Source organism: Natrononativus amylolyticus (genome assembly GCF_024362525.1).
Lineage (GTDB): Archaea > Halobacteriota > Halobacteria > Halobacteriales > Natrialbaceae > Natrononativus > Natrononativus amylolyticus.
The window spans coordinates 31,133-54,335 of the sequence record NZ_CP101459.1; the positions used below are offsets into that span (position 1 = coordinate 31,133).

Here is a 23,203-nt window from a genome sequence, read left to right on the forward strand (position 1 = left end):
GCCCTATTTTAAATAAAACTGTTAATAAGAGAAGTGGCTTCCTCTTTTACATCTGATACATTTTTATCAGTAGTGTCGATCTGAGCAACGTTGAAGCCAGGAATCTCATTAGCTGTCTGATGAAACATTTCTTGGACAGACTCCATTAACAAACACGACTGCTTAACGGTTTCCTGGTCGAAAGAAAAGGTATTTGGTAAATAGTCATTTTTCTGTCTTTTACGGTTTCTAAGCCGGTCAATTATCGTCTCTTGGTTCGCCGTGAGAACTATAAACAGTTGAGGAGGAGATTGAATTATAGATTCACACTGAGAATATAAATCTTGCCCGTTAGATCTTCCGAGTGTATAACTAATTGACCAAATTGCTTGTAAAATGCCTTGGTCTAGGATTGTTATGCTGTTTGCTGACCGATGATACCCTACAACTAAATACCAGTTGAGTAATTGTTTGAACCACGTCATCGTTGGTTGTTGGAATAATGTTTTTAAAGATAGTCTGGTAAAAGTTGGGGATTGAGTAGTCGTTGATAATATCTTTATAATTTTTAAAACATTTCTTTTCAAAACACATGACTCATGGTCTAATGTGTAAGATGGGGACTTGACTAAAGTCGGTTGAGTATGAATCAATTCGGCAACAATTGTTGACTTTCCGACTCCAGGAACCCCCGCGAATTCAATTACTGGATATTGATTATAACTCATGTTAATCTAATTAATGCCCCCACTATATCATTTGCTGATAAACCCACTATCCTGCATTCGTTTAGCCCACTGTTTAAACACATAAACTGTCCAAAGGAACCTCCCATGGTCATACTGGCCAGACTTGTGTTCAGAATAAACATCTAATACCGCATCATTATCTAAAATTCCAAGGTCTACTGCTGTAACCGCTATCCGAAAGTCATTTGCAAGTTCATTTTTGAACCATTCCCCGATCGGCATATCAAATCCTTGTTTATCGCGTTCAAAGATAGAAGGAGGGAGTTCACTCGAGAACGCATTCTTGAGCACGCGTTTCCGGTCTGACCATGTTAATTTGTATTCCGATGGAAGGCTCATCGCGTATTCAACTACAGCAGTATCTAGGAACGGTACTCTGACTTCGAGCGAATTATACATACTCGCTAGATCCACTTTCTGCAACATCTGGTTGGGAAGTGAATATTGCGTATCAACCCCTTGAATTTTAGTTAGACTATCTCGATCTCGTAATTGTGGTTTTAGTTGACTGTATTCTATAGATAAGGCGTCCTGGCCGAATCTGACAGGGTTGACCTGTGTAAATACATTCACAGCGTTCCCGGTAGGGATTCGCATTAACTCAAAATGCCGTTCTGGCGTGCGCTCTGGGCCGCTACGATTCACAAACCATTGGGCTTGATATACTTTGGTACCTACACGACTACCTCGTGATGCAGGAAGCGCATTGACGGTAGGTTCTATAACCTCCTCTCGGACTAGTTCTGGAAGTGCACGATAGTATTTTGATAGTGACTCAACACGATACTTGTCATAACCTGCAAACAGTTCATCAGCGCCGTCACCAGATAGTGCCACTGTGACTTCTTGGCTTGTATCACGTGCAACGACATAACTCGGCATCAAAGATGGGTCAGCAAACGGTTCGCCTAGTTGATCAAGTACTGTTGGTATCAGATCACGCACATCGTCAGCCGACATCGTAAACTCATGATGATTTGTGCCATGATACTCAGCAACCTCACGGGCAGCCCACGATTCGTCGAACAAGTCCTGATCAAATCCTACTGTGAAGGTACGTACTGGTTCGTCCATTAACTCCGCCATTGTTCCAACAACGATACTTGAATCAATACCACCGCTAAGAAATGCACCTAATGGAACATCACTCATCAATCGTTTCTCAATGGAATTTATGACCCGTTTTCGAAGTTTTTGGGTGGCTGTGTCAAAGCAATCTGTCCGCTTGGGTACAGAAAGCGAGTAATACGAATCTCGAGAGATGCCTTGATCAGTAATAACTACGCGTTCCCCTGGTCTGACCTTTCGAATGTTCTGGAAGGCTGTCCGAGGAGCTGGAATATAGCCAAATGCAAAATACTGCGATAATGCCTTTTTATCTATCTCCCCATGATCTAGCTCCGAAGTAAGCAGTGCAGGTAATTCAGAGGCAAATCCGAATTTTGACCCATCCTGTAAGAGCAACAAGGGTTTAACTCCCATCTGGTCACGGGCTAGGACCAGCTGTTCCTTAGTGGAATCCCATAGGGCGAAGGCGAACATTCCCTCTAATTGTTGTACGAACGATGGACCATAATCCTCATACAGATGTACAAGTACCTCTGTATCTGTTTCAGTACTAAATTGGTGGCCTGCCGTTATCAGCGAATTGCGAAGGGACCTATAGTTGTAGATCTCTCCATTAAAAATCACAACGATAGATCCATCTTCATTGTATATCGGTTGATCTCCAGATTCATGAGGATCAATAATACTGAGTCGACGGTGAGCCAACCCAATCGGTCCATCTGTAAAGATTCCGTGGGCATCTGGGCCTCGATGCTCTTGACATTGATTCATTCGATGAAGCTTTTCGGGGTTAGGGGACGAATCGGGATCAAAAAGTCCAGTAATTCCACACATTGATTATCTATTGGCTAATATGACGTACTCTAGTACTAGTTCAGTAAGATGATCACGAATGAGTGCCGAATACATTTCAGCTGTTATAGACTCTGCAAGACTTATAAACAGTCTGTGAGTTACTTTTTCAGTCATATTAGCGATCTATATTTGCATGTGGTGAATCTCACAGTTTCATCCCATGAATATTCATCGAGAATGCACTCTCGCCCTACTCTGCCCATATGTGTCCGAAGTTCCTTATTCGCCAAAAGCCGTTTCATTTCCGAAGCTAATATATCTGGATTCTCACGTGGTACTGTTACTCCTGCCTCTTCAACCAAGGACTCTAACTGCTCGAGATCAGAAACAATGACTGGCACTTCACAGGCCATTGCCTCAAGTACTGTCCGAGGAAGTCCTTCGTTCAAACTCGGAAGGACAAATATCTCACTCTCTGCATAGACCTCTGCTACCTCACTGTTTTCGATCTGGCCTACAAATTCGACATTGGAGGAAATATCACGTTCCTCTGCTAGCGCGACTAATTCTTCTCTCAGTGGACCATCACCGACAATCTTCAGAGAGTACTCTGGAAATTCAGAAATAATGTTGCTAAAGGCTGCGAGTAAATGGCGGACACCCTTCCCAGGTTTGATCCGGCCGACGAACAGAATTTGATTTTTCGATTTGTCGCTCTGAATGGGCGAAAACTGCTCGCAATCAATCCCATTGTGGACAACTGATATTGAACTATCGATCCCACGTTCTCGCAACCGGCGTTTGTCGGTCTCCGTATAACACAGAATCTCATCAGCCGAATTCAACGTGAACTTCGCGACCGTTGGAATGAACGCCTTTTGGACCCATTTGGGAGCGGTCTGAGACATCAACCCGTGATTCGTCACCACCAACGGCGTCTCGAGAGTCCGGCCCACCGCAGCCGCAACATTCGTCGAGAAGAACAGGTGTGAGTGTGCGTGGATCACGTCGTAATCGTCCCCGATCCGCCGGAGCGTTCGCGCCAGCCCGGGGGTGATCGTATTGTCGAGCGGACTTGCCACTTCCCGATGGCGGATCAACTCGTAGCCATCCCGTTCCTCACGCGAGGGCTGATCCCGATCCCCGTGATCGGAGGTCAACACCGTTACGTCATGGCCCATCTCCGCCTGCACTCGAGACATCTCATGGACATGCAAACTGAGTCCACCCATAACCTCCGGGTAAACGTCGCTGGCGACCCTGAGGATCTTGAGTGCGTCCGCCTCTAGAACCTTCTCGGGTTCCTGTGTCGGAGCTTGCGTTTTGCTCTTTGGTTCCTCAACTTCCGGTGGTACTGTCTCTGGACTAGCCATTATTCACAAACAAGTCGAAAACTTCCGTCCGCAAATCGATCGCTGACGATGTGTCCTGAAGTATTCATGCCGCAGCCTCTTTGAGTTCGTCGATCATGTTCGAAATCCGGTTGAGGATGAGCCCACAGAACACGCCGAGAACACCCACCAGCGTGAAGAAGACGCTCACGAGGACCTGGCCGATCGCGAAGGCGCCCTGACTCGAGTACATCAGGAGGGCACTGACACCGAACGCTAACCCAACGATGGTGAACGCCAGTCCTGGCGCCCCGAAAAAGACCAGGGGGTGGCGATCCCGGATCAGCTGCAACACGAACGTCGCCACGCCGAACCCGTGTCGCAACGGATTGAACGTCTGGCCGTCGATGCCCTCATAGCGGACGTCGATAGGCACCTCTTCGATCGCCAACTCCTCTTCCATCGCACTGCCGATCATCTCGCTTTCGACGCCCATCCCGTCGGTCCGCAACGCCAGCCGATCGATCGCCCGCGCCGAAAACGCCCGGAATCCACTCTGAGTATCGGTGAGCTTCGCCCCACTCGAGCCCAGCGTCAGATAATCGAGCGTCTGCTGACCCACCCGCCGATACAACGGCGTCTCGTCCTCACCGCCCTCGAGATAGCGGCTGCCGACTACCATGTCGACCTCGCCTTCCTCGACGGGCGCCACAACCTCAGGAATATCTTCGGGCAGGTGCTGGCCGTCGCCATCGAGCACCACAAACGAGTCGTGATCGCTCTCCTGGGCGTACTCGAAAAACGTTCGCAACGCTGCCCCCTTGCCCTGGTTGACGCCGTGTTCGAGTACCGTCGCCGACGTCTCGCGTGCGATATCGACGGTGTCGTCACCACTGCCGTCGTCGATGACGACCACTTCGTCGGCGTACTGCTGGGCGGCGATCACCGTCGAGCCGATCCCGACGGACTCGTTGTACGCCGGAATGCCGACTAACCGACCGGTCTCTTGGGCGGTGTCGTAGGCCGCTGCTTCGAGTGTGAACGCCGACTCCCCGCTGAGATCTCTCCGAAGCGCCGCAAAGTCGAACTCGCCGCCGGGTTCGCCGACGGCAATCCCATCGAGGGAGTGCAGTTGGGCGGCCTTCTCGAGGCGATCGTACGCATCCGCACGCGTTGAACACTCCGGGTGGTCGACGAGCGATACCTCGAGGGTACCCAGCAGCTCTGTCGTCGTCGCATCACAGCCAAGCGGCACGACGTACACTTCGAAGGCTGCCCGTCTGGCCTCGAGGACCGTTCGGAAGACGGTGTCGTCATCCTGGTCGGTGACGACGAGACCCAGCGCGTAGGCGGCCTCGAGGTCGTGCTCTGACCGACCAATCGACGTGTGATTAATCGACTCTTGAGACATATGTCCCTCCAGACACGCTGGTCACTAATTGCATCTCAATACCCTCGTCCGTGTTCCGCTGACCGTCCCCCGTTTCGACAGGTGAAGCCATCTGTGCTGTGGTAGTGCAAGTTTCGTCCTACGTATGGTGTGTGATTTGCTGAATGTCCGGTGCCGGGGTCCACACAGCAGCAAGCGACTCAGTTCCATCACGCCGCTGCAGGTGCCGTCACACAGTAGGCAGTGCATACTGTGGAGACCATCCCGAGTTTACGTACAAACACATAACGTGTAACACGTAAATAGCTAACGGCTTATTGACACTGGTTGTCCCATCATGAAACGCTCGAGACCACTGGTAACAGCAAATAGGGATATCGTCAATAATAATCCGTAACATATTGTATTTTTCTATGGAGTGTTAATACTTGAGTGAGTGAGGCGTGGCACCAGCCCACAGATTGACGGAGACACTTGATTTCGTGAGCGTCGCTCCGAGTGATCGGTACTGTCGTTTCTCGATGCCGGAACCATCGCCCCCAACCGGAACGGTCTCGCGGTGACCGCCGCCTGGCACACGGCGTTTTTCGACTGGCGGCTCCTGGCGCGAGCGCGTGCCCGTGACGGGCTCTGTTACGTCGTGGCCGCGAATCACACCCGGCGACCAACGCGGCCGCCAGCACGCCGGCCACAGCCTCGTCGCCGGCCCCGACAGGCAGATCCGCGCCGAAACGGAACGGTCGACGGCAGTCGCAAGCGCCCGCGTCGCTGTGGACGGCCTCGAGCGCGAGTGCGAGCGAAATCCGGTTCGCCAGACGCGTCTCTCCCGTGGCGACTGGTGAGAATGCATACCCGTCCCTTCAGGTGTTGGAAGAGGTCAACCAACGGTTGCTTCGTTCGGAAGGCGCGGAACGCCATCTTCCCACGTGAGCGCGTTGAGAACCTCCACGAGGTCCTCGATTCGCTGATCAAACACGTTCAGCGGGTGGACATCGAGAAACGCAGCGTTCTCTCGCTGCACAGTCTCACCCTGGTAATCGATTTGAAAGTGACACTCGCCGAGATCCGCGTGCGTTTCGTCCTGGTGCCATCCGACCATGAGATTTCGGTCCGGCTCGACCCACTGAATCGCATAGAAGTCGTACGAGTACGTCTGTGGGAAGTCAAACGAGACCTGCACCTCTGCGTTCTCGACTGGGTACGACGTTCCGAGGAACTGGGCCGGGCAGACCGTCGCCCGGACGCCGGTTTTGTTTCTAGCAGACGTATGATACCACATCGGCTCGACCGGGGACTCCTCTTTCGGGACCTGTGTCAGGAGGCGAGTGTGGATCTTTGTGAAAAGCGTCCGTGTATCGAGATTCGCGCGGTTTGCGAGAAAGATCATCAGCGTAGCTTACTACGAGAGTGGGATCGAAGAGGGCGACTCGTCGGCCTCTCCGGGGTAGAGTTCGCGGACGTCGTCGTAGAGTTCGAGCGCGTGTTTGAGTAGTCGTTTGTTGTCCTCGGAGCCCTCCCAGTGGCGCAACACGCGGTTACGGCCCCGAATAGCCTCACTATCGAGGCCATCATCGGTGAGCGTCGATTCAAGCTCGTCTCGGGATTCGACGGCGAATTCGCGTTTCCACTCGTCGATTTCGGCCTGGATAGACGCAATTTCCTCCCGGAGTTCCTCCCGCGTATGGTTGTTGATCAACTCAGTTACTTCGTTGAAGTAGCGAAGCTGGTAGTTCGGTGCGTACTTCGTGTTCCCGTCATCGCCCTCGATCGCCTGTACTTGGCCGAACTCGACGAGCATCTCTAGCTCGTCTTTCGCGGTTTGCCAAGAGGATACCTGCGCTTGTTCGCGTACCCATTCGACGGATCGAGGCTCGGTGAGGGTCGTCGCGATTGCTCGCACGCGCTCTCGGGTCGAGAGGTCGTCGGTCCACGAGCCAAGCCCATGGTCGGTCATACCTGCAAATATGCGTTTTGCTCTATTATATCTTTGAACACTTCACGCATATACGAGATGGTCACGGTGGCTGTCACCGCGAAGTTCCATAATCCATCCCTCTCACGGCGGAAAGAGTGGCAACACGCTTCTCGACTCTACCGTGACACCAAGCAGTTCTGTATCGACGGATGGAGGAGGGAGACGACCGCATCCGGGCCACCGACGGCGACAACTACGAGCGCCTCCAGGCGGTCAAAAAGCGCTACGACCCCGATAACTTCTTCCGCGGCAACCAGAACATCACGCCGATGGCCTGAGATGCGGCGAGTGTCCCTGCGCACTCGAGACCACGCCCAGTCCCCCGTCACCAGCAGCGCAAAGACAAGCCAGGCGTTCGCCTCTCCCGGCAGGACCAACGCGCTCGTAAGAACGGGGTGTCTACGGCGAACACCCACCGCTGGCCGCAGGGATCACGCGGATCTGGGAGTCCTCTTCGACCGGTTCGTCGAGATCGGCCACCTCGGTGCCGTCGACGTAGACGTTGATGAACTCCTTGATTTCGCCGTCCTCGAGCACGCTGTTCTTGAGCGAGTCGCCGTGTTCGGCGGCGTGGTTGTCGAACGCCTCGGCCAGCGTCTCGCCGTCGACGTCGACGCTCGCGGACGAGCCGCCGCCGGTCAGCACGGCTGGCACTTTGATCTGGGGCATACGGTGGTGTTGGCGACACCGTCCTAAAAGGACCGTGCTATCGGCAACGATCCGTCTCGTCGTGGGTAGCGGCAGATTTGCTGGGTGGACCACGGTCTTATTCGCCGGCGGGACTAGATCGAGCCAATGAGCGACCTCGACCTCTCGCCGACGCAACTCGACCGCTACTCGAGACACATCATCATGGACACCGTCGGGCCCGGCGGCCAGCGCGACCTGCTGGACGCCCGCGTGCTCGTCCTGGGTGCGGGCGGGCTCGGTTCGCCGATCATCCAGTACCTCGCGGCGGCCGGCGTCGGGACGCTCGGGATCGCCGACGACGACGAAGTCGAGCTGTCGAACCTCCAGCGCCAGGTCATCCACGGCGACGACGACGTCGGCCGAAAGAAAGTCGACAGCGCCGCGGAGTACGTCGACCAGCTCAACCCCGACATCACCGTCGAGCGCCACGAACTCCGGGTCGGCCCGGACACCATCGAGGACCTGATCGACGACTACGACTTCGTGATCGACGGCACCGACAACTTCGAGACGCGCTATCTCGTCAACGACGCCTGCACCCTCGCCGGCGTGCCGTTCTCCCACGGCTCGATCTTCCGGTTCGAAGGCCAGATCACCACGTTCGCCGGCGGCGCGGACTCGCCGTGTTACCGGTGTATGTTCCCCGAAGCGCCGCCGGCCGGCATGGTGCCCAACTGTGCGACCGCGGGCGTCCTCGGCGTGCTCCCCGGGACCGTCGGCTGCATCCAGGCCACCGAGGCCGTGAAGTACCTGCTCGAGGCGGGCGACCTCCTCGACGGACGGATGGTGTTCTACGACGCCCTCGAGATGGAGTTCGACACCGTCGAGATCACCAAAAAGGACGACTGCCCCGTCTGCGGGGACGACCCCGCGATCGACTCGGTGCACGACGTCGAGTACACCGCCTCGTGTGCGATCGACGGGACGGCCGAGGAGCCCGAAATCGAAGCGAGCGACTGAACCGCCCCTTTCGGGTCAGCGCCCCTCTCGCGCCGGCGCCTCGAGGGCCGAATCGGCGGCGACCCGAACCAGTTCCTGCTCGAACGTCGCCTCGTCGGCCCGCCAGCGCCACGAGCCGACGTAGGGGTAGCCGTCGAGTGCAACGATGACGTAGGAGAGGTCCGGCCACGTGGCCCGCGCCGCGTCCGTCTCGCTCGGGTGGGTCGGGCCGGCGGGGTGGGAGTGATAGAAGCCGGCGACCTCGAGCCCCTCGTCCTCGATCGTTTCGGTGATATCGAACTGCTCCTCGGGATCGATCGAATACCGCACCGCCGGCGTGTCCGCGACGTTGTCGGCCGGGTAGACGTCCGTGACGACGGTGCGGTCGTCGGCGTATGCGCCCGCGAGAACGCCGCAGATTTCCCGGTCGGCGCCGCCGTAGCCTTCGTACACGACCTCGTCGTAGGCCGAACGCGAAAAGACGATCATGGCTCCTCGTGGGTCCCTCACGACCTTAAGTCCCGCAGCAGCGGCGCATTCGACCGGAAGCGGACGCCGCCCGCATCGTCCGCTACCCGGCGATTTAGAGGGTGATAACCTGATCCGGCGGGTTCGTCTCGAGTGCTGCATACAGGTCCGGGAAGCAGCCGACCCTCACGCCGTCGACGACGTTCCGGGGGGCGTAGCCGCCGTCGTCGGTTTCGACCGCGAGGCCGCGTTCGGTGGCGCACAGATCGCACAGCATGAGCAGGATGTTCTGTTCGGCGGCGAGCGCGGAAAGCCGTTCTCCGAGGTCGCTTCCCGCCTGCAGGGCGTAGGTGTTATCGTCGAAAAAGAACATCCCGGCCACGTCCGCCCCGTGGTCTCCCGCCTCGAGTTGGGGGAGGATCATCCGCTCGAGTTTGTGCGAGACCGTGTGCCCCGTCGTGCTGAACACGTATGCGACGCGCATGGGTGGGCTACCGGTCGCTCGGTGGTGATCGTTTCGACACTGGCGACATCCGACGCTATCTGTGACCGTGACCGTCCGACGACACGCCCGCCGATACCCGACTCGCGACCGCTCGCCGCACCGCTAGACGATCACGGCACCGAACGGGTTCGCCGGCGTGTCGCACGTCCAGACGACGCGACCCGCTGTCGCGTCGACGAGACTGACGGCAGCGTCGTCGTAGTGAGAGAGCACGTAGCGATCGTCGCCGGCCGGCGTGGCGACGATCGACGGGTGTGGCACGTCGATCCCGTCGCCCGCGAGCGAGCGAAACCGGGGGCGGGTCCGATCGACGACCCACCGGCGTCTGCCCACCACGTCGGTCGGGCGACCCCCGACGTCGTGGACGGCAGCGACCTCGAGGGCGGCCGTCAGCTCGTGTACCGTCCCGTCCCCTCGCCCGGGGACGCAGAGACGGCCGTCGAGAATCGACAGGTCGTACGGATCGGCGCCGACCGTCGCCGCCGCCGCCGGAGCCGCCGGAAGCGACTGGTCCGGCCCGCCGACGTCGAACCGGACGATCGACGCGTTTCGCTGGTCGACGGCGTAGACGAGCGTCCGCTCACCGTCTTCGACCGCGGCGACGCCCTGGACGCGTGCGTCCCCCGCGAGCGCGAGTCGTCCCCGGACCGACCCGGTTGCGGCGTCGAACACCGTCACGGAGCCGTCCCGGCGACTGCCGACGAAGCCGGTTCCCGCGCACACGTCGATCTCGTGTGGCTCGGCACCGACCGGGATGCGGCTCTCGAGCGCGGTGACGGCTCGATCGAACACCGCGACGACGTCGCCCGCGGTACACGGGACGAAGACGCGCTCGCCGCTGGCGGCGAAATGCGATGGCCCGAGGACGCCGGTCTCGACGGTCCGAACCGAGCCGTCGGTGTCGACGACGGTCACGGCGCGCTCGCCCATCGTCGCGACCAGCACCCGGCCGTCGACGACGTGGGCGTGGACGGGGTCGCGCCCGACGGGGATCGTGCCCCGGTCGGCGCCCGTCTCGACGTCGACCAGCGCGAGCGCGTCCGCCCCCTGACAGCAGATCGCGGCGAGCATCAGCCGGTACAGGAGAAGTCGCCGCCGTCCTCTCCGCCGAGGTCGCCGTCCGTCTCGATGACGACGTTCGTCTTCGTCTCGACGGGGTACCCGCCGCGGTCGTCCTCGGGCACGTTCGCCCACTCCGTAAAGCCGCCCTCGTAGAGGCGAACGTCCTCGAAGCCGAGCGCGCGGAGCACGGCCCAGGTCTGGGTCGGATCGACGTTGTCGTCGCCGTAGACGACGACGGTCTCCTCTTCCTCGAGGCCGGCTTCCGCGAAGAACAGGCGGGCGAGTCGCGTCGGCTCCTGCAGCCGGGTCCCGCTGACGTTGCCGAGCCAGTGAACGTTGATCGCCCCCGGCAGGTGGCCGTGGCGCTGGTGATCCGGATCGAGCGCGTCGGAGCCCGCTGCGCCGAGGTACGCCTCCGGGACGCGGACGTCGACGAGCGAGTCCGGCGCGTCCTCGCCGAACCGGTCGGCCTCGTCCGCCAGCCACCGCCGGGTCGCCACGAGGTCGTCCACCGGGTCGGCCTCGTACTCGGTCGCCTCGGGTTCGTCAGGGGTTCCCGTGCCGATTCGACCGGTCCAGGCGTCGACGCCGCCGTTCAGGATACGAACGTCACCGCGGTGACCGAGGTACGCCAGCGCGAACGCGACGCGGGTCACTCGCGAGCCGACGCTGTTGCCGTAGACAAGCACGTCGTCGTCGGGGGCGACTCCGATACCGGCAAACCCTGCGGCTATCTCGGACGGGTCCGGCTCGAGTCCACCGTCGCCGTCCCGTCGCGTGGTGAGCGCCTCGAGGGCGACGTGACGCGCCCCGTGGATCCGCTCGCGGCGGAAGGCGTCGCGCTCGCGGGCGTCGATGACGGCGATCTCGTCGCGGTCGCGGTCTGTGAGCCACGACGGGCCGACGAACGTCCGGACGTTGCCGCGAACCTCGCTGCGCACGCTCGTATCCGCCGGCGTCGTCACGGCGGTACAGCCGGCGGTGCCCGCGACGGCCGTGCCGGCGGCCGCCTGCAAGAGCGCCCGCCGGGTCGCGTTCGGTTCATCTGTCATCGCTTCTCACTCCTTCCTCGCTGTGATAGCCGCAGTAGCAGTACTGCTCGGGGCAGTACGCCAGTTCCTGGTCGCCGACCGAGACGCCGAGGGAGGCGATGGCCCCCTGGAGACGCTGGGTGGTACTGGTGTCCGGGCGGACCATTCCGCCGACGGCGCCGGTCGGCGACTCGCCCGCCTCGACGGTTGCGACCACCTCGCGCTGGGCGTGGTCGATGACGGCGACCTGGTTCGCGGTCTGGACGGGGACGTACAGCTTCTCGCGGTTCGGCCCCCACGCGCCGGCGATCGCGGTGCCGCCGATGTCGAGTTCCTGGTCGACCGCCTGGTCTGCGAGGTCGATCACCGTCACGCTCTCGCTTTCGGGCGTAAACAGATACGCCGCCTCGTTGTTCGGGTCGATCTCGCTGGTAATCGGCGGCGCCGGCAGCCCGTCATCGCGCGTGATGCGCTCGATCTCTTCGGGGTTCTCGGGATCGGAGATGTCCCAGATGCTCTCCGACCCTTCCCGCTCGATGTCCGGCTCGTGGCCGAGTCCTCCCTCGCCGTTTTCGACCAACAGGAGGTCGCCGTCGAACGTCGCGGTACACATGAACGGCAGGACGTCGCCGTCGCCCGCGGGGTCGCCGACGTCGATCTGGGCGGCGATCTCGAACGGATCGACGCGGATCACGGTCAGCGTCTCGTTGGCCACGTCCGAGACGAACGCGTACTCGCTGTCGGGGCCGAGCGTCATGTCGCACGGCCCGGTGTACCCCACCTCGAGTTCGCCCGTCACGTCCCCGAAGCCGTCGCTGTCGGGGTCGGCGTCGACCCGAAAGAGCATGTGGTCCTCGGGTTCGGGCGGGTCGGGCTCCATCGACGTCGTCCCGCCGGCGGCGACGATGAGGTGTTGCTCGTCGGGCGTCACGTTGGGATAGTTCGGGCCGAACCCGGTTTCGACGTGGGCGACCTCCTCGAGCGTCCGCTGGTCGAACCCCCTGACGCCGCCGCTGACGTTGAGCCAGAGCACGTCGTGTTCCGACTCCGCCCCGGTGCCGTACTGGTTGGCCGGAAACGACGCGGTCGTCCCCAGAAAGACGCTCTCGATGAGTTCGTCGGTTTCGGCGTCGATGACGCTCACCGTCCGGTCACCGTTGTTGAAGACGTACATCGTCGGGGCGCGTTCGTCGTCGTCGCTCAGACAGCCCGACAGCGTCGCGGTCGTGCCGACGACCGCCGACGACTGTAACACCCGTCGGCGGTCGATCCCCCGGCCGAACGGGTTCTTTCGATCCGGGTTCGCCTGGAGCCCATCGTCCGCCCCCGTCGCGTCCCGCCGCTGGTTCATGTTCCCCCCTCGGACGCGAGACCGTAAAGGACATTGGGAGCGCCCCTCCTTTGCCGTCGACCCACTTTCGAGGCAATACTTACAGCTACCGCGGGACCCTGGCGAGTCGTTCCGTCATCCGTGCGCTAAAGAACGCCGAGTGGAGAGTACTGGTCATGTCGCTCTCGCCCACAGCGTATCTCGCCGTCTCCCTCTTCGTCGGGCTGTCGTTCGGGGTGTTCCTCCAGAAGGCGCGCTTCTGTTTCGTCAGCGCCTTTCGCGACTTCGTCGCGTTCAAAGACACGCGCGTGCTCAAGGGCGTTCTCGCCGGCGTCTTCGTGATGACGCTGTTCTGGAGCGCACAGATGGCGACCGGCTACTTCCGCGGGTTCTGGACACCCGCGTGGGGGATCGGCTCGTTCATCGGCGGCTTCGTTTTCGGGCTCGGGATGACGATGGCCGGCGGCTGTGCCAGTGGCACGCTGTATCGCGCCGGGCAGGGCTACGTCCAGTTCTGGATCACGCTGCTGTTCATGGGCGTCGGCTACGTGATCTTCGCGCTGTTCTTTTCGACCTTCCGCGCGTATTACTTCGAACCGCTCAACCCCGCCCCGGGGACGTCGCTCTACCTCGCGTTCCCCTGGTCGCCGGCGATCACCGGCGCCGCGTTCGTCGCGGTCGGCGTGCTGGCGTACGCGTTCGTCGTGGGACGAACCCAGCTCCCGGACGAGCCGGCGGGACCCTCGTCCACCACGACCGGCGAGCGGGCCCAATTGACCGTCGCCGCCCGCCCCGTCCGGGCTGTGACGGCCGGCCTCGTCTCGCTCGTCGCCGGGATCCGGCAGTACCTCCGTAGTTTCGCGACCGACGACCGCCCGGTGGCGGCCCGCCTCAAGGGAACGTGGGACGCTCGCACCGCCGGCATCGGGATGGCCCTGGTCGCGAGCCTCTGGTTCTGGGTTCACGGCCACTGGGCGATCACCGGCAGCGAGGCCCGCTGGGCCGGCTACCTGCTCGGCGGTGCGGGCGTCGACGTACAGAGCATCGAGTACTGGGGCTCCGTGCTGTTTCACGAGGGCGACATCACGATCACCATCGATATGCTGATGATCGCCTCGCTGGTCGTCGGCTCGTTCCTCGCGGCGTGGTTCTCGGGTGACTTCCGCCTGCGGATGCCCAAGTTGAACCGGCTGCACAACCCGATCGTCGGGGGGCTGCTGATGGGGTTCGGCTCGAGGCTCGCCGCCGGCTGTAACATCGCGAACCTCTTTTCCGGGGTCGCGCTGCTCTCGGTGCACTCGTTTCTCGCCGGAGCCGGCATCATCGTCGGCGTGTACGTGATGACCCGCTGGCTGTACCGCGAAGTCGGCTGTGCGCTCTAGCACGCAGTCGAAAACGGAAGATCGCTACAGAGCGCTCGAGCGCCCGGCCATTGGGGCCGTCCGAAGCTTACAGCTCCGCCGCACCCTCGCCGTCGGCCGTCTCGAGGTCGTACTCCCACGCCTCGTAGCCGCCCTGCATGCTCGTCACGGCGTCTGCCTCGGCGCCCTCGAAGCTGCCGATGAGCCGCGCCGCCTGGATCGAACTCTGCCCGATCGGGCAGGCGACGACGACGTCGTCGCCCCAGTCGTACTCGTCGATTCTGGCGGGGAGTTCGGTCATCGGAATGTTGATCGCGCCGGGGATGTGACCCTGTGCGAACGCCTCCGGCTGGCGGATGTCGACGATCTGGACGTCGTCGTCGTCGAGCTTTCGGTTGACGTCTTCGGGGGTGACTTCGTCGACCATCGTTACTTGCGCGAGAGGAAGATGCGATACCGACCGTCCCCGCTCTTCCAGACCTTCGCATCCGCGAGCTCCGAGACCGCCTTCGGAACGTTCTCCGTACTCGGGACGTGGTCGGTCTCCTGGACGAGTACGTCGCCCGCCTCGAGGCCCTGCATGGCTTTCTTGGCCTCGACCTGCGGGTAGGGACAGACCTCGCCGGTCATGTCCTGTACCTCGTCTGCCCCCTCGTACAGCTGTTCGGCCGTGTCGTCGTCGAGTTCGTCGGGGAGGTCGACGACGTCGTCCCAGCTTGCGTTACTCATGTGGTAGTCGTATTGGACTCGGTCAGTTAACGGCTTTCGGTCGGGTCAGAAGCTTCCCGTATCTCGGACGGTCAGCGCCGCGTGCGACCGACGTGGTGGCCGTATCGGCCGTTTCCATCAGACCCATATTCGATCGGTGGCTACGGGTGGTATGACCGATGAGGCGTCGTCTCCCGTCTACGACGAGTCGACGATCTTCGAGACACCGTTGCTCGAGTTAGACGTCGACGTACCCGGGACGGTGTACGGCAAAGCGGAGTGGTACAACCTCTATTCGGCACCCCACGGCGGCGGCTCCGTCAAGTCCCGTATCGCGAAGGGAATGCTCGACGGCGCCGAACGGCGGGGCGACCTCGAACCGGACGCGACGATCATCGAACCGACCTCGGGGAACACCGGCAGCGAACTCGCCCGTCTCGCGACGGCCAGGGGATACGACGTCGAAATCGTGCTGCCGGATAACGCCAGCGGCGGAAAGATCGACGCGATTCGCGACGCCGGCGCGACGCTTCACTTCGTCGACGCCGATCGCGGCTACGACGCCGTCATCGATCGGTGCGAGGAGCGTATCGCAGCGGACCCCGACGGGTACTATCGGCCGAACCAGTACGAGAACCCCGACAATCCCGGCACCCACGAACGGACGACCGCCGCCGAACTGTACGAGCAGACCGACGGCGAGATCACCCACTTCGTCGCGGGTGCCGGCACCGGTGGCACCGTCACGGGGACCGGTCGCGGCCTTCACGACCGGGGCGACGTCACGGTCGTCGGCTTCGAACCGGCCGAAGCGCTACACGCCATCGACGGGCTGAAGTACCTCAAAACCGGCGATCACTACCACCCCGAGACGTACGACGAGTCGGTGCTCGACCACAAGGAGTACGTCTCCACACAGCGCGCGTACGATCGCGCTCGAGCGCTCCGTAACCGGTACCAGGACACCGACATTCGGGTCCACGACACCGGCCAACACGACCGCAAGACCGTTACCGACCACCTCCGTGTCGATGGACAGTTCGTCGTCGGCACCTCGAGCGGGGCGGGCATCCAGGCCGTCCACCAACTCGCCGATGCGGGTGCGCTCGACGAGACCTCCGTAATCGCCGTTATGCTCTACGACCGTGGCGATAAGTACGCTGACATCCCTCTCTGGGAGTCGTACCTGAGTTGACACCCACCCGTCGCTAACGGACGGGGCAGTTCTCGAGGCGAGTTCCGGTGCCGTTCGAGCCGGCGTTGCGATGCCGTGACGGCGACCGAGCAGCGACTCCTACCGCTCGACGCTGTGGCGATGGGCGATCGCGCCGCTGGCGGTGCGATCGCCCCCACAGATCCCATACTCCCGTCTGTGCCCGGCCACAGACTCACGCATAGCCCAGGTCTTCCAGGCGCGTGCGGACGGCTGGCGGAACGGCGACGGGCGTTCGTCCAGCCGTCGCGCGGGGGTCGACCGCGGCGGTGAGCTCGCGGAGGCGCTCGCGTGGCTCCGACACCCGCGACACCCCGCGTTCGGCCCATCCGGTGAGGGTTTCGTAGCCGTAGTAGGCATCCGGGCCGGCGAGGCCCGTCAGCGGCCGGTCGTAGGCGGCGATCACCGCCTCGGGGTAGCGGTCGTCGCGCATCCCCGCGATACGTGCGGCCCGAAGCCCCTCGTATTCGGTGCGGACGAACCGGTCGGTGAGCGGCGCGAGCAGGTGCTGGCCGCGGGAGTCACCCCCCACGTCCAGGAGCGCCAGAATCGTCCGGTGGACGTCGAGGAGGCTGACCGTCTGCGAGCACGTCCCCCCGAGCCCGTCGCCCGAGATCACCAGCGGAACGCGCGTCAGTTCGGGGTAGACACCGTGGAGATGGCGCCAGCTGCCGTGTTCGCCGAAGAGTTCGCCGTGGTCGCTGAGAGTGATCACGTACTCGAAGCGGGCCGCGAGTTCCGCGAAGATGTGTTTGTACCGGTCGGCGAGATACCGGACCGAATCCGCGTACGCACGGGCCACCACCCGCGGCTCCGGCTCGTCGTCGGTCAGGGTCGCGGCGACCTCGTCGTACGAGGGGGTGTCGACGGTCCGATACGCCGCCGGTGGGGCGTACGGCGCGTGTGCTTCCATGAGGTTCACGAAGAGAAAATCCGCGTCGCGATACCGGTCCCCGCGAACGGCCTCGAGGAGTGCCGAGGCGCCATCGTCGTGGGGTGCGCCACAGCCGAGCGGGCCGGGCAGCCGACGCGCGAGGCCGGTCGCGACCGACGAGCGGATGCGGTACTGCCCCGCGAGGCCCCGCGCGACCAGCGACCGGGGGTTCGGCGGCTCGGCGCGCCCGCCCCCGAGCAGCTCTCGCCACCCGAGGAGCCCCTTCCCGTTCACGTTCACGCGCCACGTGCCGTCGAAGGCGTCGAACCCACGGTCGAAGCCGAAGACGGGCGACACCATCAGGTTCGCGCTGAACGCGTGCGAGCGGTAGCCAGCGTCGGCGAGCAGCTCTGCGAGCACCGGGTCGGGGCAATCGAGCCCTTCCGAGGTCGCGTTCGCGCCGACTTCGCTGGCGTACTTCCCGGTGAACAACGAGGCGTGCGCCGGCATCGTCCACTTCGCAGTCGACCACGCCTGCTCGAAGCGGCGACCGGGCAGCCACTGGAAGTACTCGTCGAAGACGTCTTTCCGGAGTGTATCGAGGACGACGAGCGCGACACGCATACCCGAGTGACGCCTCGAGCGATGAAAAAGGTAGTAGCGCCGTACACCGGCCACGTGGCGATCGGCAGCCAGCGACGAAGGTCGACCCAGCCTGGGGCGCCAGCACCACGCCCGCGGCGGCGCCGGCCCCCGCGTCGTCGAGTACCCCACAAACCTCTCGTAGATTGACCTTCGGCTCGTGCTACCTGATTCGAGGAGAGAGTCCCACCGTTCACGGCGTCCTTAGAGACATATCGGATAGCCATCCCTCGTTCTTATCTTATAGTACGATTTAGAATGTCTATGGTGGAGGTTGACACGGTGTTAGGTCTACTCAATGAGCAAAGGAGACGATACGCACTCTACTATCTGACAGAACAGGATGGGCCCGTTCACGTAGATGAGGTAGTGGAGGCCGTTGCTGAGATGGAGTCTAATCCCGACCAGGTTAGCAGCCCTGAGAGAAAATATAGGGAGATTGAGATCTCTATTGAGCACACCCACCTTCCAAAAGCTAGTGAAGCCGAATTCATTGAATATGACCCCGAGAAACGGGAGATACGGCTAACGGACAACCCAACCGAGTTCGATACAATCCTTACCATAGCCAAAGTTCTGGAGGGGAACTAGACGCGATCTCAGCTCTCAATCCTCATCTGGGGTCTCGATTAGTACGGTTTCGTCGGCTCGGACCTTTACACTACAGCCCCCATGCTCGAACACCACCGTTACCTCTTCAGTCCCCGATTCAATCACCTTATTCAAGCCATCTGGGTCAAGGGTACGATATAGGGGAGCCAATTCCTCCGGCTCTGTTTCCTTGATGTCTGAAAGTGATTCTACCACACCCACAGCTGGCGTTTCGTACTCCTCGATGGAGCACCGATGTAAGTCGCCCCCCATCATGGTACTCATTCGCATGGGATGCCATAAATGTATCTTGAAAACCTCAACCAGCGACAGAAGGGGATAGCCGTCCCTGTCTTCTCTCGAGATTCAAGGTCAATTGAACGAAACTCGAATCGGGCTCTATCTCACTCTTCCTCTGAGGGAGTAACAGTTACAAGTCCATCCGATCGAACCTCTATTCGGCATCCCTCATGCTCAAATACGATCCTTGCTCCGTGAGATGTGCGAGTGAAAAGCGTATTAAGCGCATCAGGATCGATAGAGTCATTCAACGGAGTCAAATCCTCAGAGTCACCATCTCTAACCTCTGTAAGAGCCGATACCACGGCCGTAGTTGGTGTCTGATACTTCTCAGTAGAGTATTGGCATACTGCTCCCATCCCGTTTCTACATTATCGAGGGGAGGGAAAAGTGTATTTCACAACCCTGAATCGTTATGTTTGCACGTGTAGTGATCGGGTGGTCCATCGGTTTCGGTCTGAAACAAACGAAGCCGTCGTGCTGAACTCATCCTCTCAATCCGCGACTCTTCTATCAATCTCCAAGGGTTCCAACAGAGCCAAACAGTTCGATGCTACCGACCGCTCACAGCCGGCGCTCGAGGACGTCAGCCACCGCGGCCGCGATCTCGTCGCCGTACTGCTCGCATGAGTGTTCGTCCTGGCCGATCCAGACACCACAGCGCGTGGCGAGCCGGTTGGCCAGCGTCCCGTCGCCGTCGGCACGGGACTGGCCACTCCCGAGGACCGCCTCGAACTCGGTGCCCTCGAGAACGCCGTTGATCGCATCCCGCACCGCCTCGCGGAACGACTGTGGGGCCTGGCCGCCGATCTGACTTTATTCCACCCGACTACTTCTGAACTACCCGAAAGAGAAGCGCGCTCACTGACCATCTGCGGGTGGTTTCGAATCGGCGTCTTCTTTCTGCTCAATAGCCACCAGCATCTTCGAAACAGCGTCCACAGTGACTGAATTCATCTGGGAGCTCAGTTATCTCAGCAGCGATTGTGCGGACGTGCTGGTCTGGAACCTCTTTGAGTGCGCCACACTGTGCGCGGCGAACGTTGCTCTCGGACGCGGGCTTGTGCGCGGTCTCAGTATGCCCATTGAGCACAATCCTCATATCTCAGTTTTCGTGAGAACGTCTATAAAACTACTCACCTGACTCTGCGGCGACCATGACTGCCATTAGGCCGAACGTTCGTATTGAGGCTACTCTTTTTTCTGATTCGGAGGCAGATGAGGGTGCTGACCGAGGTTTGCGATGGCCTCCGTTGACACAACCGTGTGTCCGGTTTTGCGGTGATGCACAATCGCTCGTCGGTCCGGGTCAGATGAACAGCCGTCTGACGCGGTAGCAGACCACTCACACTCGATACACTGCTTTGTCATTCTATATCGTACTCGTACCGACTTCGATAGAAGCTGTGGGGACATATGCAAGGTGAGCGTAAACAGGAATGTTACGGGTGCTGAACGGAGCAATCAGAGAAGACGCAGGTGTTCTCGATGGTGTCTGGGTGGTTAGTGGTCAGCTTCTGCACCGACGAATACCCAGCCGTCGCTTCTGACTGTAATCTCGTGGCCACGGTACGAAAACGTCAGTGACTCATCCCCGGTGTGGTTTTCACGCCTGGCTGCCGGGCCGAACAGCGCCTCTTCGACCGCAACGGTATCCACGGAGTCGTATAATGGTGGGGTTTTGATGTCTGGGGGCTCAACCCCTTCAGCGTCGGCAACGGCAAAAATGATCGTCGTCGTTAAATCCTGTGGGTCGTCGTGGTCGTAGTGTGCCTGTGCGTCTGCAACTGGCCGGTTCCCTCCATCGAGTGTCTCTGTGGGAGAAGTCTTATCGTGGCTGTCATTCATGATACTCCCTCTCTGCGTGCGACTGCTGGGTGCTATCAGCACTCCCTCCTAACCCTGCCAGCATCGTTAAAATTCCGCCAGCGTGTTGCCCCTTCGTAATGGTCTCGCTCTCACGATTGAAGCCGACAACGCCGTAGTCAACCAGTTTTGGAACGTGCGCATGCAGGAGCGAGACGTAGACCTGATTCCGTTCGTCAGCTGTCACCGTCTCTTCTGGAATATCTAACTCCCACGCGGCGACCTTCGTGGCGAGTTCGCGCAGTGACCACTGGGGCTTCTCGCTGAGCGTATAGAGAAGATACCGCCGCCGTGGATGTGCAAGGACAGCGAACTCGGTGTCCATCTGAAGAAGCGTGTCAGGCACCTGCGGTGGGCCTTGTTGCTTGCCGTCAGCGTGTGTGGTGCTGTCAGTATCTTCTCCGCCGGTGCCATTCATACTTGAGTATTTTGCCCTCCAAGCCATTACGTCCTGCGGTAGATGAAATAGCGCTTAACTTCCTTCTGCGGGTGCTTTTCACCGAAACTGGGTTCTCAGTCCAGAATCATCCTCGCGGCGTCCAGTGCACGCCGCCGCAGGGAGTACTGCCGACTACCAGCAGCACAAGAGCGTCAAATTCTGCTTGCTTCATCTATACTCGGGACGCTACGTCCGACAGCTATGAAATCGCTTACTACACACCGTGCTCTGTTCTTCGCCTGTACTGAGCGTTCGCCCCTTCACGTTAATCACGCTCTGACTCGTACGACAGTCGCGCCTTCTATTCAGCACGGCTGCTGAAACCTCTCATCAATCGAGGATTTCAACAGACCCACGACGATAGCATTTACGGGATTCATCCCACGAGTACACTCCTAGGCTTTCTCCCTGCACCCGTGTAATCGACTTTCAGCTCGTGCCACAGTCGCTCCCTCTATTCAGCACGACTGTTGAAACCTACCACGGCAGTCGCCTATGAGATGAACTCTTTGATAATCCGGCCTTCACCTCGATGCAGAACGCCACTGGCCGCCGATTGATTGATCCCGAATGTGTCTGCAAGCTCGACGAGCGTACAGCCACGAGGACTGTCGTAATAGCCGCGTTCGACCGCTTCAGTAATGAACTCCCGTTGGCGCTCGGTGAGGAGTCCGCTCGCATCGTATGATTGGGTAACCGATATGATCTCGAACGGGAGATCAGCCACTGCTAACCCGGTGGTGAACTCCGACAACTGCTCCTGTGAGCCGAGTAGTTCACCTGATAACCACCCGTCTTGGATGGTGAGAGGAAATCGCGGAAGGTTCCCCGTCGCACGCCTCGCCTCGTACGATGACGGCATCGGAAACACGAACTGGATCAGTACCATCCCCTCGTCGGAATGGAGCACTTCGTACGAGCGCACTTCCGGTGCGTCGTCGAACCGGCGAACGATGGCGTCCCCGTCCGGTGTCGTTACTTCGACCACTTCGAGTACGCCATCGTCTGTGGGCTGGCTCGCCAGGATCTTGAACTCGGCATCCGAGAAGTCGGTCGAGACACCAGCTAGCCAATTGTCGTCGTCTGCCCCAATCTTGACCTTCAGGCGTATCCGAGGCATAACACGGTCGAGTTGGCTGGCGAGTGGCTTAACAGACTCGCGGGAGACTTAAAAAGGTGAATCGATTCACGCGTGAATCCGTGGTCTCGCCCAGCATAGCAAGTAGAGACGATCTATGAGCACAATTGAAACGGCGATCCCCGTCGTGCAGGGACTGCTCGGACTCATCATGGTGGGTGCGGGCAGCGTGAAGATCATCGGCGTTGACATCGCGAAAAGGGATTTCGAGCGGTACGGCTATCCAGAGTGGTTCCGATTCGTTACCGGTGGCATCGAAACTATTGGAGGGGTCGGGTTGCTCGTCGGTCTCGTGTTCGCGCCGATTCTCGCTGTTCTCGGCGGAATGCTAATCATCGCCACGATGATCGGGGCCATCCTGACGCATCTCTTCCGGGTTGACGATCCACTCTGGAGATCAGTTGGGCCAGCGGTCTACCTCATCGCCGGACTCGCCGTCACGAGTTTCATGCTCCTCTCGTCCTCTCCGTGAGCAGTGGTACCTCGCTCTCCTGTACTGAGCAATCACCGCCCCTCGGTGACCGCTGGTGATACTGTCGGACAAAACGGTTCACACACCGATCACACTCGAGACGCTGTCACCACCGGCAACAGCCGTCGAAACGCGATCGGGTGGTCGCGGACTTTTGGCTGACAATATGAATGTGTGCGACGGACTCAGCATGACTCGACAAACAGTATCTAGACCTGATGGAAATTCCGCCGATCAGTTCGCCCGTTCTCTACTGGGGAGGTCAGGGACAATCGCGCGCAATGACG

The 23,203-nt window shown here is 60.1% G+C and carries 27 protein-coding genes and 1 pseudogene; 7 read left to right on the forward strand and 21 right to left on the reverse strand.

Annotation, left to right across the window (positions count from 1 at the left end; translation table 11 throughout):
• Positions 1 to 8: 8 nt before the first annotated feature.
• The 4 genes from NMQ11_RS15590 to NMQ11_RS15605 form a co-directional block, all read right to left on the reverse strand.
• Positions 9 to 707 (reverse strand): nucleoside/nucleotide kinase family protein, encoded by a 699-nt coding sequence (locus tag NMQ11_RS15590; RefSeq protein ID WP_255171275.1) that lies wholly within the window; start codon positions 705 to 707, stop codon positions 9 to 11.
• Between the two features lie 27 nt (positions 708 to 734).
• A complete protein-coding gene (asnB, locus tag NMQ11_RS15595; protein WP_255171276.1) occupies positions 735 to 2,630 on the reverse strand; it encodes an asparagine synthase (glutamine-hydrolyzing) in 1,896 nt (631 codons plus the stop codon).
• 131 nt (positions 2,631 to 2,761) lie between these two features.
• The gene (locus NMQ11_RS15600; RefSeq protein WP_255171277.1) at positions 2,762 to 3,964 is read right to left on the reverse strand and encodes a glycosyltransferase family 4 protein; all 1,203 of its coding nucleotides are present in this window, start codon (positions 3,962 to 3,964) and stop codon (positions 2,762 to 2,764) included.
• A gap of 64 nt (positions 3,965 to 4,028) precedes the next feature.
• Positions 4,029 to 5,333, reverse strand: a complete 1,305-nt coding sequence (locus NMQ11_RS15605; protein WP_255171278.1) for a glycosyltransferase — start codon at positions 5,331 to 5,333, stop codon at positions 4,029 to 4,031.
• 599 nt (positions 5,334 to 5,932) lie between these two features.
• Here NMQ11_RS15605 and NMQ11_RS15610 point away from each other — a divergent pair.
• The gene (locus NMQ11_RS15610) at positions 5,933 to 6,154 is read left to right on the forward strand and encodes a hypothetical protein (RefSeq protein ID WP_255171279.1); all 222 of its coding nucleotides are present in this window, start codon (positions 5,933 to 5,935) and stop codon (positions 6,152 to 6,154) included.
• A 35-nt stretch (positions 6,155 to 6,189) separates the two neighbouring features.
• Here NMQ11_RS15610 and NMQ11_RS15615 read toward each other — a convergent pair whose 3' ends face one another.
• Together NMQ11_RS15615 and NMQ11_RS15620 are read right to left on the reverse strand one after the other, a co-directional pair.
• The gene (locus NMQ11_RS15615) at positions 6,190 to 6,699 is read right to left on the reverse strand and encodes a hypothetical protein (protein ID WP_255171280.1); all 510 of its coding nucleotides are present in this window, start codon (positions 6,697 to 6,699) and stop codon (positions 6,190 to 6,192) included.
• Between the two features lie 12 nt (positions 6,700 to 6,711).
• Positions 6,712 to 7,266, reverse strand: a complete 555-nt coding sequence (locus tag NMQ11_RS15620) for a DUF7342 family protein (protein WP_255171281.1) — start codon at positions 7,264 to 7,266, stop codon at positions 6,712 to 6,714.
• Positions 7,267 to 7,436: 170 nt separating this feature from the next.
• Between NMQ11_RS15620 and NMQ11_RS15630 the strand changes: the two are divergent.
• Positions 7,437 to 7,565, forward strand: a pseudogene (locus tag NMQ11_RS15630) (BBE domain-containing protein); the annotation flags it as partial.
• Positions 7,566 to 7,686: 121 nt separating this feature from the next.
• Here the strand turns inward: NMQ11_RS15630 and NMQ11_RS15635 are convergent.
• The gene (locus tag NMQ11_RS15635; RefSeq protein WP_255171282.1) at positions 7,687 to 7,956 is read right to left on the reverse strand and encodes a MoaD/ThiS family protein; all 270 of its coding nucleotides are present in this window, start codon (positions 7,954 to 7,956) and stop codon (positions 7,687 to 7,689) included.
• Between the two features lie 126 nt (positions 7,957 to 8,082).
• On the opposite strand from NMQ11_RS15635, the gene ubaA reads away from it, so the two are divergent.
• Entirely contained in the window at positions 8,083 to 8,937 is an 855-nt protein-coding gene (gene ubaA, locus NMQ11_RS15640) for an SAMP-activating enzyme E1 (RefSeq protein ID WP_255171283.1), read from the forward strand.
• A gap of 15 nt (positions 8,938 to 8,952) precedes the next feature.
• Here ubaA and NMQ11_RS15645 read toward each other — a convergent pair whose 3' ends face one another.
• From NMQ11_RS15645 to NMQ11_RS15665, 5 genes are all read right to left on the reverse strand, one after another.
• Complete coding sequence (locus tag NMQ11_RS15645; RefSeq protein WP_255171284.1) at positions 8,953 to 9,405, reverse strand: desampylase; 453 nt, start codon at positions 9,403 to 9,405, stop codon at positions 8,953 to 8,955.
• A gap of 94 nt (positions 9,406 to 9,499) precedes the next feature.
• Positions 9,500 to 9,868 carry a SaoD/DsrE family protein gene (locus NMQ11_RS15650; protein ID WP_255171285.1) on the reverse strand — a complete coding sequence of 123 codons (369 nt, stop codon included), beginning with the start codon at positions 9,866 to 9,868 and terminating at the stop codon, positions 9,500 to 9,502.
• A 123-nt stretch (positions 9,869 to 9,991) separates the two neighbouring features.
• On the reverse strand, positions 9,992 to 10,960 hold the full coding sequence (locus NMQ11_RS15655; RefSeq protein ID WP_255171286.1) for a YncE family protein: 969 nt from the start codon (positions 10,958 to 10,960) through the stop codon (positions 9,992 to 9,994).
• Entirely contained in the window at positions 10,960 to 12,003 is a 1,044-nt protein-coding gene (locus NMQ11_RS15660) for a sulfurtransferase (RefSeq protein ID WP_255171287.1), read from the reverse strand. The genes NMQ11_RS15655 and NMQ11_RS15660 overlap by 1 nt, the downstream gene beginning before the upstream one ends.
• Positions 11,993 to 13,333 (reverse strand): YncE family protein, encoded by a 1,341-nt coding sequence (locus NMQ11_RS15665; protein WP_255171288.1) that lies wholly within the window; start codon positions 13,331 to 13,333, stop codon positions 11,993 to 11,995. Before NMQ11_RS15665 ends, NMQ11_RS15660 begins: the two co-directional genes overlap by 11 nt.
• 155 nt (positions 13,334 to 13,488) lie before the next feature.
• On the opposite strand from NMQ11_RS15665, the gene NMQ11_RS15670 reads away from it, so the two are divergent.
• Positions 13,489 to 14,694 (forward strand): YeeE/YedE family protein, encoded by a 1,206-nt coding sequence (locus NMQ11_RS15670; RefSeq protein WP_255171289.1) that lies wholly within the window; start codon positions 13,489 to 13,491, stop codon positions 14,692 to 14,694.
• A gap of 67 nt (positions 14,695 to 14,761) precedes the next feature.
• Here the strand turns inward: NMQ11_RS15670 and NMQ11_RS15675 are convergent, their stop codons facing one another.
• A complete protein-coding gene (locus tag NMQ11_RS15675; RefSeq protein WP_255171290.1) occupies positions 14,762 to 15,100 on the reverse strand; it encodes a rhodanese-like domain-containing protein in 339 nt (112 codons plus the stop codon).
• Between the two features lie 2 nt (positions 15,101 to 15,102).
• Positions 15,103 to 15,402 (reverse strand): sulfurtransferase TusA family protein, encoded by a 300-nt coding sequence (locus NMQ11_RS15680; RefSeq protein ID WP_255171291.1) that lies wholly within the window; start codon positions 15,400 to 15,402, stop codon positions 15,103 to 15,105.
• A gap of 151 nt (positions 15,403 to 15,553) precedes the next feature.
• Between NMQ11_RS15680 and NMQ11_RS15685 the strand changes: the two genes are divergently transcribed.
• Entirely contained in the window at positions 15,554 to 16,576 is a 1,023-nt protein-coding gene (locus NMQ11_RS15685) for a PLP-dependent cysteine synthase family protein (RefSeq protein WP_255171292.1), read from the forward strand.
• 193 nt (positions 16,577 to 16,769) lie between these two features.
• Here NMQ11_RS15685 and NMQ11_RS15690 read toward each other — a convergent pair whose 3' ends face one another.
• The gene (locus tag NMQ11_RS15690; protein WP_255171293.1) at positions 16,770 to 18,092 is read right to left on the reverse strand and encodes a sulfatase-like hydrolase/transferase; all 1,323 of its coding nucleotides are present in this window, start codon (positions 18,090 to 18,092) and stop codon (positions 16,770 to 16,772) included.
• Between the two features lie 282 nt (positions 18,093 to 18,374).
• Here NMQ11_RS15690 and NMQ11_RS15695 point away from each other — a divergent pair, with 282 nt between their 5' ends.
• On the forward strand, positions 18,375 to 18,701 hold the full coding sequence (locus NMQ11_RS15695; RefSeq protein ID WP_255171294.1) for a DUF7344 domain-containing protein: 327 nt from the start codon (positions 18,375 to 18,377) through the stop codon (positions 18,699 to 18,701).
• Positions 18,702 to 18,716: 15 nt separating this feature from the next.
• On the opposite strand, the gene NMQ11_RS15700 is transcribed toward NMQ11_RS15695, so the two are convergent.
• From NMQ11_RS15700 to NMQ11_RS15720, 6 genes are all read right to left on the reverse strand, one after another.
• Positions 18,717 to 18,977: a HalOD1 output domain-containing protein gene (locus NMQ11_RS15700; protein ID WP_255171295.1), complete on the reverse strand. Its 261-nt coding sequence runs from the start codon at positions 18,975 to 18,977 to the stop codon at positions 18,717 to 18,719.
• A 128-nt stretch (positions 18,978 to 19,105) separates the two neighbouring features.
• Positions 19,106 to 19,360, reverse strand: coding sequence for a HalOD1 output domain-containing protein (locus NMQ11_RS20220; protein ID WP_425607718.1), 255 nt, complete (start codon positions 19,358 to 19,360; stop codon positions 19,106 to 19,108).
• 205 nt (positions 19,361 to 19,565) lie between these two features.
• Entirely contained in the window at positions 19,566 to 19,775 is a 210-nt protein-coding gene (locus tag NMQ11_RS15705) for a hypothetical protein (protein WP_255171296.1), read from the reverse strand.
• Between the two features lie 729 nt (positions 19,776 to 20,504).
• Positions 20,505 to 20,849 (reverse strand): HalOD1 output domain-containing protein, encoded by a 345-nt coding sequence (locus NMQ11_RS15710; protein ID WP_255171297.1) that lies wholly within the window; start codon positions 20,847 to 20,849, stop codon positions 20,505 to 20,507.
• Positions 20,842 to 21,312, reverse strand: coding sequence for a DUF7344 domain-containing protein (locus tag NMQ11_RS15715; RefSeq protein ID WP_255171298.1), 471 nt, complete (start codon positions 21,310 to 21,312; stop codon positions 20,842 to 20,844). Before NMQ11_RS15715 ends, NMQ11_RS15710 begins: the two co-directional genes overlap by 8 nt.
• Before the next feature lie 487 nt (positions 21,313 to 21,799).
• The gene (locus tag NMQ11_RS15720; protein WP_255171299.1) at positions 21,800 to 22,426 is read right to left on the reverse strand and encodes a helix-turn-helix domain-containing protein; all 627 of its coding nucleotides are present in this window, start codon (positions 22,424 to 22,426) and stop codon (positions 21,800 to 21,802) included.
• Between the two features lie 115 nt (positions 22,427 to 22,541).
• Between NMQ11_RS15720 and NMQ11_RS15725 the strand changes: the two genes are divergently transcribed.
• The gene (locus tag NMQ11_RS15725; RefSeq protein ID WP_255171300.1) at positions 22,542 to 22,916 is read left to right on the forward strand and encodes a DoxX family protein; all 375 of its coding nucleotides are present in this window, start codon (positions 22,542 to 22,544) and stop codon (positions 22,914 to 22,916) included.
• The last annotated feature ends 287 nt before the right edge of the window (positions 22,917 to 23,203 follow it).

Coding starts and splice junctions, on each gene's coding strand:
- NMQ11_RS15590 (WP_255171275.1), bottom strand. CDS start 707: ATGAGTTATAATCAATATCCAGTAATTGAATTCGCGGGGGTTCCTGGA.
- asnB (WP_255171276.1), bottom strand. CDS start 2,630: ATGTGTGGAATTACTGGACTTTTTGATCCCGATTCGTCCCCTAACCCC.
- NMQ11_RS15600 (WP_255171277.1), bottom strand. CDS start 3,964: ATGGCTAGTCCAGAGACAGTACCACCGGAAGTTGAGGAACCAAAGAGC.
- NMQ11_RS15605 (WP_255171278.1), bottom strand. CDS start 5,333: ATGTCTCAAGAGTCGATTAATCACACGTCGATTGGTCGGTCAGAGCAC.
- NMQ11_RS15615 (WP_255171280.1), bottom strand. CDS start 6,699: ATGATCTTTCTCGCAAACCGCGCGAATCTCGATACACGGACGCTTTTC.
- NMQ11_RS15620 (WP_255171281.1), bottom strand. CDS start 7,266: ATGACCGACCATGGGCTTGGCTCGTGGACCGACGACCTCTCGACCCGA.
- NMQ11_RS15635 (WP_255171282.1), bottom strand. CDS start 7,956: ATGCCCCAGATCAAAGTGCCAGCCGTGCTGACCGGCGGCGGCTCGTCC.
- ubaA (WP_255171283.1), top strand. CDS start 8,083: ATGAGCGACCTCGACCTCTCGCCGACGCAACTCGACCGCTACTCGAGA.
- NMQ11_RS15645 (WP_255171284.1), bottom strand. CDS start 9,405: ATGATCGTCTTTTCGCGTTCGGCCTACGACGAGGTCGTGTACGAAGGC.
- NMQ11_RS15650 (WP_255171285.1), bottom strand. CDS start 9,868: ATGCGCGTCGCATACGTGTTCAGCACGACGGGGCACACGGTCTCGCAC.
- NMQ11_RS15655 (WP_255171286.1), bottom strand. CDS start 10,960: ATGCTCGCCGCGATCTGCTGTCAGGGGGCGGACGCGCTCGCGCTGGTC.
- NMQ11_RS15660 (WP_255171287.1), bottom strand. CDS start 12,003: ATGACAGATGAACCGAACGCGACCCGGCGGGCGCTCTTGCAGGCGGCC.
- NMQ11_RS15665 (WP_255171288.1), bottom strand. CDS start 13,333: ATGAACCAGCGGCGGGACGCGACGGGGGCGGACGATGGGCTCCAGGCG.
- NMQ11_RS15670 (WP_255171289.1), top strand. CDS start 13,489: ATGTCGCTCTCGCCCACAGCGTATCTCGCCGTCTCCCTCTTCGTCGGG.
- NMQ11_RS15675 (WP_255171290.1), bottom strand. CDS start 15,100: ATGGTCGACGAAGTCACCCCCGAAGACGTCAACCGAAAGCTCGACGAC.
- NMQ11_RS15680 (WP_255171291.1), bottom strand. CDS start 15,402: ATGAGTAACGCAAGCTGGGACGACGTCGTCGACCTCCCCGACGAACTC.
- NMQ11_RS15685 (WP_255171292.1), top strand. CDS start 15,554: ATGACCGATGAGGCGTCGTCTCCCGTCTACGACGAGTCGACGATCTTC.
- NMQ11_RS15690 (WP_255171293.1), bottom strand. CDS start 18,092: ATGCGTGTCGCGCTCGTCGTCCTCGATACACTCCGGAAAGACGTCTTC.
- NMQ11_RS15695 (WP_255171294.1), top strand. CDS start 18,375: ATGGTGGAGGTTGACACGGTGTTAGGTCTACTCAATGAGCAAAGGAGA.
- NMQ11_RS15700 (WP_255171295.1), bottom strand. CDS start 18,977: ATGATGGGGGGCGACTTACATCGGTGCTCCATCGAGGAGTACGAAACG.
- NMQ11_RS20220 (WP_425607718.1), bottom strand. CDS start 19,360: ATGGGAGCAGTATGCCAATACTCTACTGAGAAGTATCAGACACCAACT.
- NMQ11_RS15710 (WP_255171297.1), bottom strand. CDS start 20,849: ATGAATGACAGCCACGATAAGACTTCTCCCACAGAGACACTCGATGGA.
- NMQ11_RS15715 (WP_255171298.1), bottom strand. CDS start 21,312: ATGGCTTGGAGGGCAAAATACTCAAGTATGAATGGCACCGGCGGAGAA.
- NMQ11_RS15720 (WP_255171299.1), bottom strand. CDS start 22,426: ATGCCTCGGATACGCCTGAAGGTCAAGATTGGGGCAGACGACGACAAT.
- NMQ11_RS15725 (WP_255171300.1), top strand. CDS start 22,542: ATGAGCACAATTGAAACGGCGATCCCCGTCGTGCAGGGACTGCTCGGA.